This window comes from Achromobacter sp. NPDC058515 (genome assembly GCF_042721735.1).
In the GTDB taxonomy this organism is placed as follows: domain Bacteria; phylum Pseudomonadota; class Gammaproteobacteria; order Burkholderiales; family Burkholderiaceae_B; genus Achromobacter.
In genome coordinates, this window is sequence record NZ_JBHXNI010000003.1 from 406,564 (window position 1) to 421,709 (window position 15,146).

Consider the following 15,146-nt stretch of genomic DNA (forward strand, 5'->3'; position numbering starts at 1 on the left):
CATGATGAACCCGATATCGACCGCAAGCCGGCCGCCGGCTCCCGCCGCGCCGCCGCCGTGGCGCGAAAGCGATGCGCGGCGCGCGCCGCGTTCCCTGGCATGGCCTGTCCCGCAGGCGGCGGCGCTGCATGGCGACACGGCGAACGGGCCCAGGCAGGCGCTCGCAAGCCACGCCGCCGGCATCGACACCGCGGCGCGCCTGCGCGAGCACCTGAGCGGCAGTTACGCGGCGCTGCATGGCCGGCTTGCCCGGCGGCTCGGCTGCGCCGACCTGGCGCGCGAGTGCCTGCACGATACCTGGCTTCGACTGGCGCGGCCGGTGGCCGCAGAGGTGCGGGAGGCGGACGCCTATGTGTTTCGCATGGCCTGCCATCTGGCCGTGGACCGCCTTCGCGCGCAGGCGTCGTGGCAGTCGCTGGATGACCCGGGCGCCGGGCTCCCCGAGTTGATTGACGAGAATCCGGGCCCGCAGGACGTGGCCGAGGGCCGGTCGGCCCTGTCGGCGTTGTCCCGGGTGATGGAGGGATTGCCCCGGCGGCAGCTCGCCGTGCTGATCGCATTGCGGGTGGAGGGGCGCAGCCGCGGCGATGCCGCCGAATGGCTGGGCATGTCGCTGCGGTCTGTGGACACCGCGCTGCGCCAGGCGTTGCGGCACTGCGAAAAAGTTTCAGGCATGGCACGTGCTGACTAGTCAGCACCACGCGCGAAAGGAGCGGACCATGGAACCTGATTCTGTTGAGATGGAGCGATGTATAGACAGCTGTCTTGCCTGCTACCGGCGCTGTGTGCAAACCGCAATGGGGCATTGTCTGGAAGCGGGCGGGGAGCATGTCGAACCCCGGCATTTCCGCCTGCTGGTGGCGTGCTCCGAGCTTTGCCGGACTGCGGCGCACGCGATGCTCGTGGGGGTGGAAAACCAGAAATTCGTCTGCGGCGCCTGTTCAATGCTGTGCGATGACTGCGCAACCAGTTGCGAGGGCATGGAAGGCATGCGGGAGTGCGCCCGCGCCTGCCGGCAGTGCGCGGATTCGTGTGCCCGGATGGCGGCCTGAGGCGCCGCGCGCGCCGGTTCAGCCCGCCAACTCGGGCCGCGCAATCTCGATGACCCAATCCACGAACGTCTTGACCGCCGCCGTGGCGCGGGCCTGCGGATAGACGATGGAAATCGGCATCGGGGCGCAGCGGGCGTCCGCCAGCACTTCCCGCAGGCGACCGCTACGCAGGTAGACGGACGCAGCCAGTTCGGAGAGCTGGATCAGGCCCAGGCCCTCCAGGCCGCAGTGCAGATAGGCCTCGGTCTCGTTGACGGCGTAGCGGCTGGGCAGGGCAACCGCCACGGCTTCGCCGTCAACGCGGAAACGCCAGTCCAGCGGCCGGCCGGTGGCGTAGGACAGGTAGTTGACCACCCGGTGCGTTTCCAGGGCGGTCACGGAATCCGGCTCGCCGAAGCGGGCCAGGTATTTGGGCGACGCGCAGGTCAGCCAGGTCAGTTGGCCGAGCTTGCGCGCCACCAGCGCCGAATCCGCCAGCGCGCCGCTGCGGATCGCGCAGTCGATGCCTTCGTAGATCAGGTCAGCCGGCCGGTCGCTCAAGCCCATCACCACTTCGATGTCCGGATAGCGCGCCTCGAATTCGAGCAGCCTCGGCACCACGATCGCCCGTCCGATGGTGCCCGGCATGTCCACGCGAACCCGTCCTCGCGGCGCCTGGACCGCGGCGGAAACGTCGTTTTCCGCGTCGGCGATATCGGCCAGGATGGCCTGGCACGACGCCAGATAGCGCCCGCCCGCTTCCGTCAGGCTGAGGCTGCGCGTGCTGCGCCGGAGCAGCGGCGTGCCCAGGTGGGCCTCCAGGTTCTTGATCATCGTCGTTACCGACGAACGCGGCATGCCCAGGGACTGGGCCGCCTTGCTGAAGCTGCGCGCCTGGACGACCCGCACGAACGTTGCCATCGCTTGAAGTTTGTCCATAAGCCTTGCCTGCCGATAGTGCGTGCGCCGTATTCGGCGGGGAGCCCCGATGTTAGCAATGCGGCCGGCCCGGCGCACCCGCTGTCCGCGCGTTGTGTATTCAAGCGCGGCGAACAATGGGCGGATTGCGCGCTCCTACACTGAAAGCCACTTCAGGGCCGCATGTTTGCGTAGCGGCGCATCTCCAAACACCCATTTGCTAACGGGATTTTTCATGTCTGACAACAACGCCATCCTGGTCCTGGGCGCGGGCCAACTCGGCATGGCCGTGCTGCGCCATCTGGCGCCGCACGTCGAACGCGCCGCCGGCGCTTCCCTTTCGGTCCTGTTGCGTCCGTCGACCGCCGCATCCGCCGATACGGCGAAGCGGCACGACCTGGCCGCCCTGGGCGCCCTGGGCGTCGATATCGTCGAAGGCGACCTGGCCGCGCAATCCGGCGCCGAACTCGCCGCCACATTCAGCCGCTTCGATACCGTGATCCCGTGCACGGGATTCGTCGGCGGCCCGGGCGTGCAGCGCAAGATCGCGCGCGCCGCGCTGGACGCCGGCGTCCAGCGCTTTGTGCCGTGGCAATTCGGCGTGGATTACGACGTCATTGGGCGGGGCAGCCCGCAGGACCTGTTCGACGAACAGCTGGACGTGCGCGATATGCTGCGGGCGCAGCAGGGCACCGAATGGGTCATTGTTTCCACCGGCATGTTCACCAGCTTCCTGTTCGAACCGGCCTTCGGCGTGGTCGACCTGGCGGCCAATACCGTGAACGCGCTGGGCAGCTGGGACACCGCCGTTACCATCACGACCGCCGAGGACATCGGCGCCCTGACGGCGGCGATCCTGTTCGCCGAGCCGCGCATCGCCAACCGCGCGGTGCATGTCGCCGGCGATACCGTCACCTACCGCCAGGTGGCCGACGCCCTGGATCGCGCGCGCGGCGTCAAGGTCCGCCGCCACGAATGGACCGTGCCTGAACTGAAACGCCAGCTGGCCGCCGATCCGGAAGACGCATTGCGCAAGTACCGCGCCGTGTTCGCCGAGGGGCGCGGCGTGGCCTGGGACAAGGCGCAAACGTTCAACGCCCAGCGCGGCATCGCCGTTTGCGGCTTGGATCAATGGCTGCGCGACCATCTCCATTGAGTCCGGGGCCATTTTTGAGTCCGGAGCCATTTGCCCCGCCCGGCCCGCCGGCGCTAGACTGGCCTCCCCATCACTCTCCAGCCTTCCGCCATGGCGCTGCATAGTTGGCTCATCTATCTGGTCGCGGTCATCGGCCTGTCGGTCACGCCCGGCCCCAACACCCTGCTCGCGCTCACTCACGGCGCGCTGCACGGCCACCGCAAGGCCTTGTGCACCATTGCCGGCGGCGCGGTGGGCTTCATCGCCCTGATCGCCTTGTCCATGCTGGGCATCAGCGCGCTGCTCAAGGCCTGGGGGCCGGCGCTGACGGTGCTGAAGTGGGCCGGGGGCGCCTATCTGATTTGGCTGGGCATTCAGCTCTGGCGCTCGCCCGGCGTGCAACTGCGTCCGGGGCCCGAGGCGCTGCGCACGAGCCGGGCCCGCATGTTCAGCCAGGGTTTGCTGTCAGCCATTTCCAATCCCAAGGCGCTGCTCTTCTACGGCGCGTTCCTGCCGCAGTTCATCGACCCGGCGCGCAGCCTGTTCACGCAGTTCGCGATCATGGCCGGCACCTTCGCCGTCATCGAGTTCCTGGTCGAATACGTGCTGGCGCGGCTGGCGCACCGCGTGCGCCCCTGGCTGGAGCGCACCGGCCGGCGCTTCAACAAAGTGTGCGGCGGCCTGTTTGCCGCCATGGGCGCGGCACTGCCGGGCTCCTGACTTTTCCCCGGCCTTATTGCAACTTGGTCGGCGTCGCCGTGCGCGAGGCCTGGGTCGGCATGCGTTCCACGGTCAGCGTGTCGGGCTGGGTCGGGGAAGGGCGCACCACCACGGCGCTGTTGGTGTTGCTGGCGCCCAGGTTGGGCAGGTCCGCCGGGCGCGCGGCCATGGCCGCGAACGCGCCGCCGCCGGTGGCGGGCACGCCGTCCAGGGTCAGGTTCCCCGCCCAGGCCCCGTCGCGGCGCGACAGCACCTGGTAGCGTTGCGGCCCGCCGGCGGCGCGCGCAACGATATACAGCGTGCGGTCGATGATATTGATCGCCGGCGGCGACGCGGCCTCGGCGTCCAGCTTGGCCGACTTTCCGTGCTCGACCAGCCAGAGCTTTCCGCCCGCGCGTTCGAGTAGCGCGAGAATGACATTGCCCTGCGCATCGGCGTTGACGGCCGGGCGTCCGATGTAGGGCATGCCCATATCGGTCGGCGCGCTCCAGTCCATGTCCAGGTCGGTGGTGTCGCCAGTTTCCACCAGCTTGGTCAGGTGGTTGTTGCCGCGCTCGCGGAAGTAGAGTTCGACTCGGTTTTCATGGTTGCGGATGGCTGCCAGGCCGCCGGCCGCCACCGGCGCCGGCACGCGGCGCCAGCCTTGCCATTCGGGACGTTGGCCTTTGGCGGCCGGTAGTTGCCGCGTGTAGAAGAGCTCGCCCCCGGCGGCGGCGGCAAAGATGACGTAGCGCCCGTCGGCGCCGCGCACCGCGGCGGGAGCGCCGGTGGCGCCTTCCAGCAGCGGCAGGGCTTGCCAGGTGCTCCAGCTGCCGTCGATGCCCGACGGCGCGATCCAGTGGAGCAGGCCGTCATAGCCCAGCGCCACGGCGGCGGCTTCGCCTCGCGGCGCCACGGCCGGGATCTGGGTCACGCGCAAGCCGCCCAGCGCTTGCCATCCTTGCCAGGTGCCGTCATGGCGCTGCTTGTTGGCCCACACGCCGCCCAGCGGGTCGCGCGCCATCAGGCCGGCCGTGCCGTCGGCGTGGGCAAACGAGACCAGCGGGCCGCTGGTGCGCCCGCCCAGGCTTTGCCAGCGGCCCTGGCCGGAATCCCAACGATTGACGGCGGCATTGGTTTCGCCGGCGGCAAACACCACAAGGCCGCCGCGTCCATCCGGGTACAGCTGCGGCGCGATGTCCTGGCGCGACACGTAATAGGCGCGCTGCACCCACGCGGCCGCCGGCCCGGCGGGCTCCTTGCAGCCGGTGGGCCCGGCGCAATAGTGATAGTCGTTCCAGGCGTAGTGCTGGAAGATCACCGATTTGCTGGCGATCTCGGCCTCGGTCAGGTTGCTGGCGCGCTCCTGGCTCGGGTAGTCGATATAGCCCGTCTCGGCGTAGTTGCCGGGCGCGCGCAGCATGGCTTCGCGCACCAGCCGCGCGCTGGCGATGTGATCCGGATGGCCGTGTCCGGCGCAGCGCCAGCACAGTTGCGTATACGGAACGACGATCGTGTCGTCCAGATGGCGCACCGTGGTCGGGCCATACTGGCGGATCAATTCGGCCAGGGTATCGATCAGCTGCGCGCGCGTGTAGACCTCGGCATGGGGGCCCAGCGTGTCGACGCTTTGCCCGGGTTCGGATTCGGTGCGGCTCAGCGGCGTCAGGCTGCCCCAGCCGTTGCCCAGCCAGGGGTCTTTCAGGCGCATGTGCCAGAGCTGCACGCGGGGGTTGTCCTGCAGGGTAAAGCGCGCAATCTGGCGCCCGTCGGCGATTCCGGCGTCCTCCTTCCAGAGATCGGGCTTGCGCGCCATATAGGCATAGGCGGCGCGCACGCCGCGCTCTCGGCCCAGCATATAGCCTTCGCCTTCGCCGGCATCGCTGGCGGTCAGGTAGACCACGCGCACGCAGCCGCCTGCCTCGATGTTGGAGGCGACGTCCGGATTCATGAACAGCAGGTCGTCATCCAGATGGGCGATGAAAACCAGATCCTTGATGCCGTGGCATTGCGCCAGCGACGGAGGGGCGGCTGACGCCTGGCCGCAGGCCAGGGCGGCGAGTACAAAACATAGCGCCTGGCCAACAGGACGCAGCAAGGCCATCAGAGCGGGCATAAAAAAGGCGCTGCAGACAGGTGCAGCGCGGAGGGGATTAAAAGTCCCGAAAGTATAGCGGCGGGGAGGCGTTTGCCGGCGGAGGAGGCCGGATGGCGTGTTGGATATGGTGTCCGAATGCAATGCGATGCTGCCTTGCGGGCGCTGCTCGGCCATGCCGATTCTTCGGGCGGGCGGCGCTCCGGGTGCGAATGGCGAGCGCCAATATTGGGCAATGGCGCGAGCGGCATAGAAAGTTTTTTCTAGACAAACTAATCTAGAAAAAATATTCTACGAGTCTTCAGTTACGAAACACCCGCCGCGCCGATCCGCCATGACTCATCCGCCCGCCTCCGTCAAACCCACCAGCGCCGAACTCGGCGTGCTGCAGGCCATATGGCAAATCGGTCCGGCCACGGTCAAGCAGGTCCACGCCGCCATGTCGTCCGGCCGGGATGATCTGACCTACGCGAATGTGTTGCGTTTGATGCAGATCATGCATGCGAAAGGCTTGCTGAAGCGGGACGAGAGCGAGCGTTCCCATGTGTACGCGACGGCCCAGAGCCAGAAGGCGACACAGGGCGGGCTGGTGAAAGACCTGATCCGCAAGGCCTTTGCCGGTTCCGGCAAGGCGCTGGTGCTGGCGGCGTTGCGCGATGGCCATGTGAGCAAGCAGGAGCGCGCGGAGATCGAGGAACTGCTGCGTGGTGAAGAGTCCTGAGCCTGGAGGCGCGGCAGTCTTCCGTTGTTTCATTTTATTATAAAATAATGCATAGCCCCGCATCAGGGCTTGCACCTGGGGTTCACCATGTCCAAAGTCAATCACACGGATACCGTTCGGGAAACGCTGATCGCCAAGCTTACCTATGGCGAGTACATGCCGGGCCACACCTTCAAACTGCGCGAGCTGCTGGAGGACGAGGCGTTTCAGGGCATGAGCCAAACGCCGATCCGCGAGGCGCTGCTGCAGCTGGTGGCCAAGGACATCCTGATCGGCCAGCGGGGCTTCAGCGTGCGGGTGCCCATACCTTCCGTCGAGCACCTGACGGAAGTGCGCGCCATCCGCACCAAGCTGGAGGTCATGGCCGCCCTGCAAACCCTCGACAGCTGGACGCCGAAGGATATCGCCCAACTGGAAAAATTCCACCAGGCGCTGGTGAAAGCCAAATCCCGGGGCGATGTGCGCAACCAGCTCAAGCAGAACGCGCTGTTTCATATGGCCTTGTGCCGCATGCAAGAGAAGTCCTACCTCAAGACCATGATCCAGACCCTGTGGGCCATCACGGGCCCCAGCGTGGGATTCCTTTACGAAGCGGGTTCGCCCTCCGTCTTCAGCGGCACGCATCCGCATGAGGACATACTCGTGGCGCTAAAGACCAGGAATGCCTTGCTGCTGGAGAGCGCCCTGATCCGCGACCTGGCCAGTTCCGGCACCAGGATCATGGAAGTGCTGCACAAAAAGCTCAGCCCCGAGGCGCTCACCGTGCAGCCTTTCAAGAAAATGGAACTGGTGCGCGACCGCCAGCGCGTGGGCCGGCAATTGCAGCAGGGCGAATAATCCCGCCGCGGTCCAGGCTGGCGTGGCCGAAAGCCCGCCAAAGCCCGCCAAAGCCGGCCTGCGCCGGCTTCGGCGGCCGCCGGTGACTTACTGGTTGGTGGGAATGTTGGCCGCTTTGATGGCCTGACCCATGAATTCGCGGCCTTCGATCAGCATCTTTCGGTACTCGGCGCCATTGACCGCCACGGGTTCCATGCCGCCCAGCACAAAGACCTGCGATGTCTCGGGCGATTTGAGGGCGCTCATGGCGACGCGTTCCAGCTTGTCGCGCACGCCCTTGTCCACGCCCTTGGGAAATGCAAGGCCCAGCCACGAGTCCACTTCCACGTCATAGCCTTGCTCTTTCATCGTGGGGATGTCGGGCAGTTCCGTCCAGCGCATGGGGCTGGCGCTGGCGAGCATGCGCATCTTTCCGGAATTCACGTGGGGGACAATGTCCGACGGGTTTTGCACGATGACATCGACCTGGCCGCCGAGCAGCGCCGATACGGTCTCGGCGCCCGACTTGTAGCTGACCTGTTCGAACTTTCCGCCGGTCTTGCGGCCCAGCTCATACATGGCGATGTTGTTCGGGGCCGAAGGCGCGCCAAAGAAAACGCCCTTGCCTTCCTTGCTTGCCTTCACCAGATCGTCCAGCGTCTTGTAAGGCGAGTCGGCGCGCACGGCAACGCCGTACTTGAAGCGGCCCACGCCTGCGACGAAGTCAAAGCTGTCCGCCGTGTAGTCCACCTTCATCAGGTGCGGCGTAATGGAGATGGTGGAGTACGTCACGATGCCGAAGGTGTAGCCGTCCGCCTTCTGCTTGGCCAGCTGGGAGACGCCCAGCGTGCCTTGCGCGCCGGCGCGGTTCTGCACGACCACGGGCTTTTTCAGGATGTTCTCCATGCCCCTGGCCAGGCCGCGAGCGGCCACGTCGGTATTGCCGCCCGCGCCATAGTTCACGTACATGTTGAGCTCGCGCTCCGGGTAATTCTGCGATTGCTGCGCGGCGGCAGGCAATGGCATCGACGCGGCGGCCGTCACAGCGGCCAGCGCGAAAAGAAATTGTCTCGTCGTCATGGTTGTTCTCCTCTCTTTGGTGTCAGCGTCAGTTCATGAAGACGCCGCCTTGCGGGGCTTGCCCCCCTTGCGCCTCCCGCTCAGTTGAGCATCGGGATATTCATTTCCTTGATGAACGCTCCCATGCTCGTGTAGCCGTTGCGCAGCTTTTCGTGGAAGGCCGGGCCATCAACCTGGTTCACGTACATGTGCTGGGTCTTCATGAAGTCCACGTACTGGGGGTTTTGCAGCACTTTCAGCGTGGCGTCCTGCAGCTTCTTGCGCACCTCTTCAGGAATGCCCTTGGGCGCGGCCAGGCCCAGGCTGCTATACACCTGCACGTCATAGCCCTGCTCACGCGCCGTGGGCACGTTTTCCTGGCCCATGATGCGCTGGTCGGTCATGGAGGCAATCAGGCGAACCTGGCCCGATTGCACCAGCGGCAGGATGTCTTGCGGGTTTTGCAGCGCCGACTCCACGTGGTCGCCCGCCGCGGCCGTGGCGGCTTCGAGGCCGGACTTGTAGTTCACTTCCTCGAACGTGCCGCCCGTGGTTTTCTTCAGCGTGGCATAGGGGATGTTGTTGGGCGCGCCCGTCACGCCATAAGTGATGCCCTTGGGCTGCTTGCTGGCGGCGATGTAGTCGTCCATGTTCTTGATTCCAGACTTGCTGGGCACCACCAGGCCATACGAGAAGGTGCCGATCTCGCCGAAATAGGTGAAGTCGTCGACCGTGAATGGCGGCTTGGACATGCGCTGCACCGTATAGGTCAGGGCGTTGTAGCCGGCCACGCCCAGCGAGTAGCCGTCGGGCCTGGCCTTGGCCAGCTGATTCATCTGCAGCGTGCCCTGGGCGCCCGGGCGGTTCAGCACGACTATCGTCTGGCCCAATTCCTTTTCCAGAAAGGTCGCAAACTTGCGCGCCATCACGTCGGTCGCGCCGCCCGCGCCATAAGGCACGCTCAACTCGATGGGGCGGTTGGGGTAGCCGGCTTGCGCGTGCGCCTGGGCGGCGGCGCCAGAGAGCAGGCCCAGCGCAATGGCCAGGCCCATGGCTTTCAATTTCATGCTTGTCTCCTTTTGTTGTAATGGGTCGGTTGAAAACCGCCTGTGCGTCACTGCATGAACAAGCCCCCGTTTACGTCCAGGACCGCTCCGGATACGAACTCGCCGGAGGGAGCGCAGAAGAACGCGATGGCTTTGGCGACCTCCTGGGGGGTGCCCATGCGGCGCAGCGGCGTGTTGCTGTTGAGCCGTTCGGTCACTTCCGCGCCGGCGGAAGCGGTCATGGGCGACGCGATGCGTCCAGGCGTCACGGCATTGCAGGTGATGCCGTAGGGTCCGAGCTCATCGGCGGCGTATCGCGTCAGCCCCAGCACGGCGGTCTTCGTGCAGACGTAAGCCACGCCGGGCACGGTGGATCGGGTGCGGGCAGCCTGCGAAGACAGGTTGACGATGCGGCCCCAGCCTTGGGCCATCATGTCGGGCGCCGTCTTTTGAATCAGCGTCAGCAGGGATGTCAGGTTGATGTCCAGGACCTTTTGCCATTCGTCCGGAGCGACCTCCATGATGCCCCGTCCCTTCCCTTCGGGCGTCTTGGGGGAGATCCCCGCGTTATTGATGAGAACGGAAACGCCGCCCCATTTTTTCCGGATTGCGGCCAGCGCCTTGTCGACTTGTGCGGCATCGGCGACATCCACGACCTGGGTCAGGACACGCTCATCGCCGGGGCCTGGCTCAGTAGGAAAGCGGGCGGTCACATCCCAGAGGACAACCCTGAAGCCGGCGGCATGCAATTCCATGGCGGTTGCCGCGCCAATTCCGCCTGCTGCGCCCGTGATCAAAGCAACATTCAATTTATCCTGGCCCATCTTTTCTCCTGAAGTCTGCCTTCGTATGCCGCAAGCGCGCGAACAGCGCGCTCGGGCGGCGGCTTGGGAATCGAAGGCGGCGCACGCCGCCTTCGATTGTTCAGCTCATGAAAAAGCCGCCATTGATGTCAATGACCGCGCCGTTGGTGAATCCGGCGTGTTCGCTGCACAAATAGGCGATGCCGCTGGCCACTTCGATGGGCTCGCCAATGCGGCGCACCGGGATTTGCGCGGCATAGCCTTCGTTGACGCCGGGCGCGGCCTTGTCGGTCATTGCGGAGAGCACGCGGCCGGGCGCCACCGCATTGCAGGTGATGCCGTGCGGGCCCATCTCCGCCGCCGTGGCGCGAGTCAGGCCCAGCACCGATGACTTGCTCATCATGTACAGCGGGCCGGAAACGATGGACTTGCTGCGACCCGCCAGCGAAGCCACGTTCACAATGCGGCCCCACTTCTTTTTCATCATGCCGGGCAGCACCAGCTGCGTCATCTGCATCAAGGCCAGGGAGTTGACGCGCATGATTTCAAAGAACTGCGCTTCCGTGGCGTCCAGCAAGCCTTGCGGCTTGCCGTCGGCGCCCTTGATGGTGATGCCGGCGTTGTTGACCAGGATGTCGATGCCGCCGTGCCGGGCCAGGATGTCTGCCGCCACCTTCCGCATGTCCGCCGAGCTGTTCAGGTCCAGGATCACCGCGTGGGCGCGTTCGCGCAGCGGCTCTCCGATCTTCGCGAGATCCGTGGGATGGCGGTCCGTGAAGTAGACGATGTGCCCGGCCTTGAGCAGCTCCACCCCGGTGGCGAATCCGATGCCGCTGGCGGCGCCCGTAACCAATGCAACCCTACTCATACGTCACCTCATACATTGCGGGCTGCTCCATCACACCAGGGCCTCGGGGCTGTAGAAGGTGATCGGGGGATATGCCTGGTCGGTGCAGATCACTTCGATCAGGGTTCCCTTGCCGCTTTGCGCCGCCATCTCCAAGGCCTCTCGGATCTGGGCGGGGTCGGTCACGCGCACCCCATTCAGGCCCGCCGCGCGGGCCACGGCGGCGTGGTCCACCGGCGCGAAGTTCACCGCCGTCGTGTGGGAGCCGTACTTCAGGCATTCGGCATGCTTCTGGTAGCCCAGGATGCTGTTGTTGATGAGGATGGTGACCACCTTGATACCCATGCGCGCGGCCGTTTCCATCTCGGACCAGACGTGCCCAAAGCCGCCGTCGCCGACCAGGCAGTACGTGGTGCCGGCTTCGTTGGCCACGCGCGCGCCCATGGCCATGGGCATGCCCCAGCCCAAGCCCGCCAGGCCGCGGGGGGTGAGAAAGCGCTGGCCGCACTTGCGCACCTTCAGGTAGTTGGTCACCCACAGCGTGGAGTAGCTGGCGTCCGCCACTACGGTGTCGTCGGCGGTCAGCAAGGCGTCCAGCTCGGCCATGATGCGCTCCGGACGGATGGGCGCATCATGGCTTTGCAGCAGAGGCGCCGCTTCGCTCTGGTGCCTGTCGCGGCCACGCAGAATGCCGGCGGCCACGTCCTTGCGCGCCGCCTTGCGGGCGCTCGTATCCGCGCCCTTGGCCAGTTCGGCCATGGCTTGCAGCGTCGCCTTGGCATCGCCCACCAGACGGACTTGCGCTTCGTAGTTGCGGCCGATTTCCTGGGGATCGATGTCCAGGTGGATATAGGCGGCGTTCTTGGGGTAGAGGGCCCAGCTGTCGGTGCCGTTCTGGTTGGTCCGGTTGCCCACCAGCAGCACCACGTCCGCTTCGCTGACGAAGGGCTTGAGGTAGCGCCCGGAACCATTGGGGCCCAGGCAGTTGGCGATCACGCCCAGCGCCAGTTCGTGGCTGTCGGCGATGATGCCCTTGCCCATGTTGGTGGTGGCCAGAGGAATGCTCATGGCATCGGCAAAGTCCACGAGTTCCTGTGCCGCCTGGGACACGTGCACGCCTCCGCCGCCCACGATCACGGGGCGCTTGGCGGCGGCGAGCAGGGCCACGGCCTGTTCCATGGCCAATGGGTTGGCCACGGGGCGGTCCAGCGGGAAGCGTCCCAGCGAGACCGTGCGCTTGAAGGGCGCCGTCACGGCCTGCTCTTGCAGCAGGTCGGCGGGCAGCAGCAGCGCCACCGGGCCGGGGCGCCCCGACGTGGCCGCCACGAACGCCTGGTCTATGTAGTCTTCGACGCGCGAGGCCTGGTCGATGCGGCGCACCCATTTGCACACCGAGTCCAGCATGGCGATGTGGTCCAGGTCCTGGAACGCGTTCTTGTCGTGCTGGTCCCGGTTGACGTCCTGGATGAGCGCAATCACAGGGATGGAGACCTTCTGCGCTTCCGCCAAAGGCGCCACCAGCAGGGCGGCGGCCGGGCCATTCTGCGCGGTCACGACGGCGGGCGTGTTGCTCATGCGGGCGTAGGCATCGGCCATGTAGCCGCCCGCATTCTCGCTGCGGTAGGACACCTGCTTGATGCCGATCTGCTCGGCGGCCAGCACGAACATGCTGGGCAGGCTTTGGCCGAAGAAGTGTGTGATGCCGTGTTTTTTCAGCGCATTCGCAAGCACGTGCGCCACCGTGTCTTGCTTGGTGAAGCCCGTTTTCGTCAGGGGATTGGTCATGAATTGCCTCCGCAGTTGTCCGTCGTACCGGAGGCAGTTTAAGTGAATTATTTTATAAATTAATACTGGTTAGCCCTAATCCCCTGTTTTCGCCGCCGTCGGCTGACGGCGGCTGGCCACGCTATTTGATTTGAATTCCCAACGCCTGCCCCAGGTCTCCGTACAGCCGCACCTGGTCCTTCACGAAGTCGGACGTGGCCTTGGGCTCCAGGATGCGAGGCACGGAGCCTAGCGTTTCGACGGCCGTGCGCCATTGCGCGTTCTGGTCCACCTGGCGCAGCAGGCCCGTCCATTTCTCCAGCAGGGCCCGGTCCATGCCGGGTGGGCCGAGCAGGGCGCTCCAGCCGCTGACCGCTTCCAGTTTCGGATGGCCGAGTTCGCTGGCGGTCGGCGCGTCCGGCAGGTCTTTCAAGCGCGTGGGCGAGGTGGTCACCAGGACGCGCAGCTTGTCGCCCTTGATATGGCCCAGCAGCGAGGTCAGGTTATTGCAGGTGAAGTCCACCTCGCCCGACAGCACGGCGGTCGTCGCCTCGTTTCCGCCCTTGTAGGCGACCGGCACGGCGGCGGTCTTGGGCAGGCTGGCGGATTTCAAGAGGGCCTGGCTCGCCAGGTTCAGCACCGTGGCGGGTCCCGACGTGCTGTAGTTGAGTTTTCCCGGATTCGCCTTGATCGCGGCGATCAGATCATCGAGGTTCTGGTATCGCGACTTTGCGTTGACCACGCAAACCATGGGGTTCAGTTCAAGAACCCCGATGAACGTGAAGTCGTCCCACTTGTACGCGAGGTCCGCCTGCAGCGCGGGCAGGATCGCCTGCGAGCCCACCCGGCCCAGCAGCAGGGTATAGCCGTCGGGCGCCGCGTCGCGCACGAACTTTGAACCGATCGAGCCGTTCGCGCCGGCCTTGTTGGCGACGACCATCGCTGCGCCCAGGGTGTCGCGCATGCTGGCGGCCAGGTTTCTCGCGGCCAGGTCGGCGTCGCCGCCCGCGCTGAACGGCACGATGAGCGTGATCGGGCGGTCCGGGTACTTGTCGGCGGCATGCGCGCCGGCGCCCAAGCAGGCGATGGACACCATCAATGCGGCGACGCTTGCGCGCGCCGCCATCGCCGCGATGCCCTCGCGGCGGGCTTTTCTTGTCGTCATGGCTGTTCCTTCCTTGGCGGACGCGGGCTCAATCTGCTTTCAGATGGCGGCGCGCCACTACCTTGGACCACGTCTCGGATTCCGCCGATATGGCCTCGGTCAGTTGCGCCGATGTCGTCACCGAGGCGTTCATGCCTTGTGCGCGCAGGACGGCCTTTGTGTTCTCGTCGGCCAATGCCTGCGCGATATCGCTATGCATCTTGCCGATCAGCTTGGGGGGCACGCCCGCCGGCGCCATCAAGGCGAACCATCCGACCATCTCGAAGCCCGGCATCCCGGATTCGCCGCTGGTGGGAACATCGGGCAGCATGGGCGACCGCTGTTCGCTGGTCACGGCCAGCGCCCGCACCTTGCCGCTGGCGACCAGCGGCGTCACGCCGGCGATGTTGCCCACCACAAGCTGCACGTGGCCGGCCATCAGGTCCGCATAGGCCAGGGATTCGCCTTTGTAGGGGACATGCACGAGCTCGATTCCGGCTTTGTCGGCCAAGGCCTCGCCCGCCATGTGCACCTGGCTGCCGATGCCGGCCGACCCGAAGTTGAGCTGCTTGGGGCGGGTTTTCGCGTAGGCGATCAGCTCGGCCATGTTTTTCGCGGGCACGCTGGGATTGACCACCACGACCATCGGGCCTGTCGCGACCTTGGTGATCATGCTGAAGTCTTTCGCGCCGTAGGAAAGCTTGCTGTAGATGTGCGGGTTGACCGTGAACATGCTGCCGGATGCGATCAGCAGCGTGTAGCCGTCGGCCGCGGACTTGGCCACGACTTCCGCGCCCACCATGCCGCCCGCGCCGGGGCGGTTCTCCACCACGACGGGCTGCTTCCAAAGCGTGCCCAGGCGCTGGCCCAGCGCCCGCGCGATGACATCGGTCGCGCCTCCCGCGGCGAACGGAACAATCATGCGCACGGGCCTGTCGGGCCAGTCGCTGGCCGCGCCCGCGCTCCCCGCGGACGTACAGAGCGCAAGCGCCGCCAGCCCTGATGCGGCGGCGCGCGACCAATGATGCCTGCCTGCAAGTAACCCCATTTCTGTCTCCTTTCGTGGAT

The 15,146-nt window shown here is 66.0% G+C and carries 15 protein-coding genes; 6 read left to right on the forward strand and 9 right to left on the reverse strand.

Annotated features, from left to right (window positions below):
- The first annotated feature begins 1 nt into the window (after position 1).
- On the forward strand, positions 2 to 691 hold the full coding sequence (locus ACFWP0_RS07780; protein ID WP_377840956.1) for an RNA polymerase sigma factor: 690 nt from the start codon (positions 2 to 4) through the stop codon (positions 689 to 691).
- Positions 692 to 719: 28 nt separating this feature from the next.
- Positions 720 to 1,052 carry a four-helix bundle copper-binding protein gene (locus ACFWP0_RS07785; protein ID WP_377840957.1) on the forward strand — a complete coding sequence of 111 codons (333 nt, stop codon included), beginning with the start codon at positions 720 to 722 and terminating at the stop codon, positions 1,050 to 1,052.
- An 18-nt stretch (positions 1,053 to 1,070) separates the two neighbouring features.
- Here ACFWP0_RS07785 and ACFWP0_RS07790 read toward each other — a convergent pair whose 3' ends face one another.
- On the reverse strand, positions 1,071 to 1,970 hold the full coding sequence (locus ACFWP0_RS07790; RefSeq protein ID WP_377840959.1) for a LysR family transcriptional regulator: 900 nt from the start codon (positions 1,968 to 1,970) through the stop codon (positions 1,071 to 1,073).
- Between the two features lie 214 nt (positions 1,971 to 2,184).
- On the opposite strand from ACFWP0_RS07790, the gene ACFWP0_RS07795 reads away from it, so the two are divergent.
- Together ACFWP0_RS07795 and ACFWP0_RS07800 are read left to right on the forward strand one after the other, a co-directional pair.
- Entirely contained in the window at positions 2,185 to 3,105 is a 921-nt protein-coding gene (locus ACFWP0_RS07795; RefSeq protein WP_377840960.1) for an aromatic alcohol reductase, read from the forward strand.
- 90 nt (positions 3,106 to 3,195) lie between these two features.
- Positions 3,196 to 3,804, forward strand: a complete 609-nt coding sequence (locus ACFWP0_RS07800) for a LysE family translocator (protein WP_377840962.1) — start codon at positions 3,196 to 3,198, stop codon at positions 3,802 to 3,804.
- 13 nt (positions 3,805 to 3,817) lie between these two features.
- Here ACFWP0_RS07800 and ACFWP0_RS07805 read toward each other — a convergent pair whose 3' ends face one another.
- Positions 3,818 to 5,899 carry a PIG-L family deacetylase gene (locus tag ACFWP0_RS07805; RefSeq protein WP_377840963.1) on the reverse strand — a complete coding sequence of 694 codons (2,082 nt, stop codon included), beginning with the start codon at positions 5,897 to 5,899 and terminating at the stop codon, positions 3,818 to 3,820.
- A gap of 313 nt (positions 5,900 to 6,212) precedes the next feature.
- Here ACFWP0_RS07805 and ACFWP0_RS07810 point away from each other — a divergent pair, with 313 nt between their 5' ends.
- On the forward strand, positions 6,213 to 6,599 hold the full coding sequence (locus ACFWP0_RS07810) for a BlaI/MecI/CopY family transcriptional regulator (RefSeq protein ID WP_377840964.1): 387 nt from the start codon (positions 6,213 to 6,215) through the stop codon (positions 6,597 to 6,599).
- 87 nt (positions 6,600 to 6,686) lie between these two features.
- Positions 6,687 to 7,436 carry a GntR family transcriptional regulator gene (locus tag ACFWP0_RS07815; protein WP_377840966.1) on the forward strand — a complete coding sequence of 250 codons (750 nt, stop codon included), beginning with the start codon at positions 6,687 to 6,689 and terminating at the stop codon, positions 7,434 to 7,436.
- 87 nt (positions 7,437 to 7,523) lie between these two features.
- On the opposite strand, the gene ACFWP0_RS07820 is transcribed toward ACFWP0_RS07815, so the two are convergent.
- From ACFWP0_RS07820 to ACFWP0_RS07850, 7 genes are all read right to left on the reverse strand, one after another.
- Positions 7,524 to 8,495 (reverse strand): Bug family tripartite tricarboxylate transporter substrate binding protein, encoded by a 972-nt coding sequence (locus tag ACFWP0_RS07820; protein ID WP_377840967.1) that lies wholly within the window; start codon positions 8,493 to 8,495, stop codon positions 7,524 to 7,526.
- Positions 8,496 to 8,575: 80 nt separating this feature from the next.
- Positions 8,576 to 9,541 carry a tripartite tricarboxylate transporter substrate binding protein gene (locus ACFWP0_RS07825; protein WP_377840969.1) on the reverse strand — a complete coding sequence of 322 codons (966 nt, stop codon included), beginning with the start codon at positions 9,539 to 9,541 and terminating at the stop codon, positions 8,576 to 8,578.
- Between the two features lie 47 nt (positions 9,542 to 9,588).
- Positions 9,589 to 10,344: an SDR family NAD(P)-dependent oxidoreductase gene (locus ACFWP0_RS07830; RefSeq protein WP_377840970.1), complete on the reverse strand. Its 756-nt coding sequence runs from the start codon at positions 10,342 to 10,344 to the stop codon at positions 9,589 to 9,591.
- 100 nt (positions 10,345 to 10,444) lie between these two features.
- The gene (locus ACFWP0_RS07835) at positions 10,445 to 11,191 is read right to left on the reverse strand and encodes an SDR family oxidoreductase (protein ID WP_377840972.1); all 747 of its coding nucleotides are present in this window, start codon (positions 11,189 to 11,191) and stop codon (positions 10,445 to 10,447) included.
- 30 nt (positions 11,192 to 11,221) lie between these two features.
- The gene (locus tag ACFWP0_RS07840) at positions 11,222 to 12,955 is read right to left on the reverse strand and encodes an acetolactate synthase catalytic subunit (protein WP_377840973.1); all 1,734 of its coding nucleotides are present in this window, start codon (positions 12,953 to 12,955) and stop codon (positions 11,222 to 11,224) included.
- 121 nt (positions 12,956 to 13,076) lie between these two features.
- Positions 13,077 to 14,099: a Bug family tripartite tricarboxylate transporter substrate binding protein gene (locus ACFWP0_RS07845; RefSeq protein WP_377840975.1), complete on the reverse strand. Its 1,023-nt coding sequence runs from the start codon at positions 14,097 to 14,099 to the stop codon at positions 13,077 to 13,079.
- 28 nt (positions 14,100 to 14,127) lie between these two features.
- Positions 14,128 to 15,126: a Bug family tripartite tricarboxylate transporter substrate binding protein gene (locus ACFWP0_RS07850; protein ID WP_377840976.1), complete on the reverse strand. Its 999-nt coding sequence runs from the start codon at positions 15,124 to 15,126 to the stop codon at positions 14,128 to 14,130.
- Positions 15,127 to 15,146 lie beyond the last annotated feature (20 nt).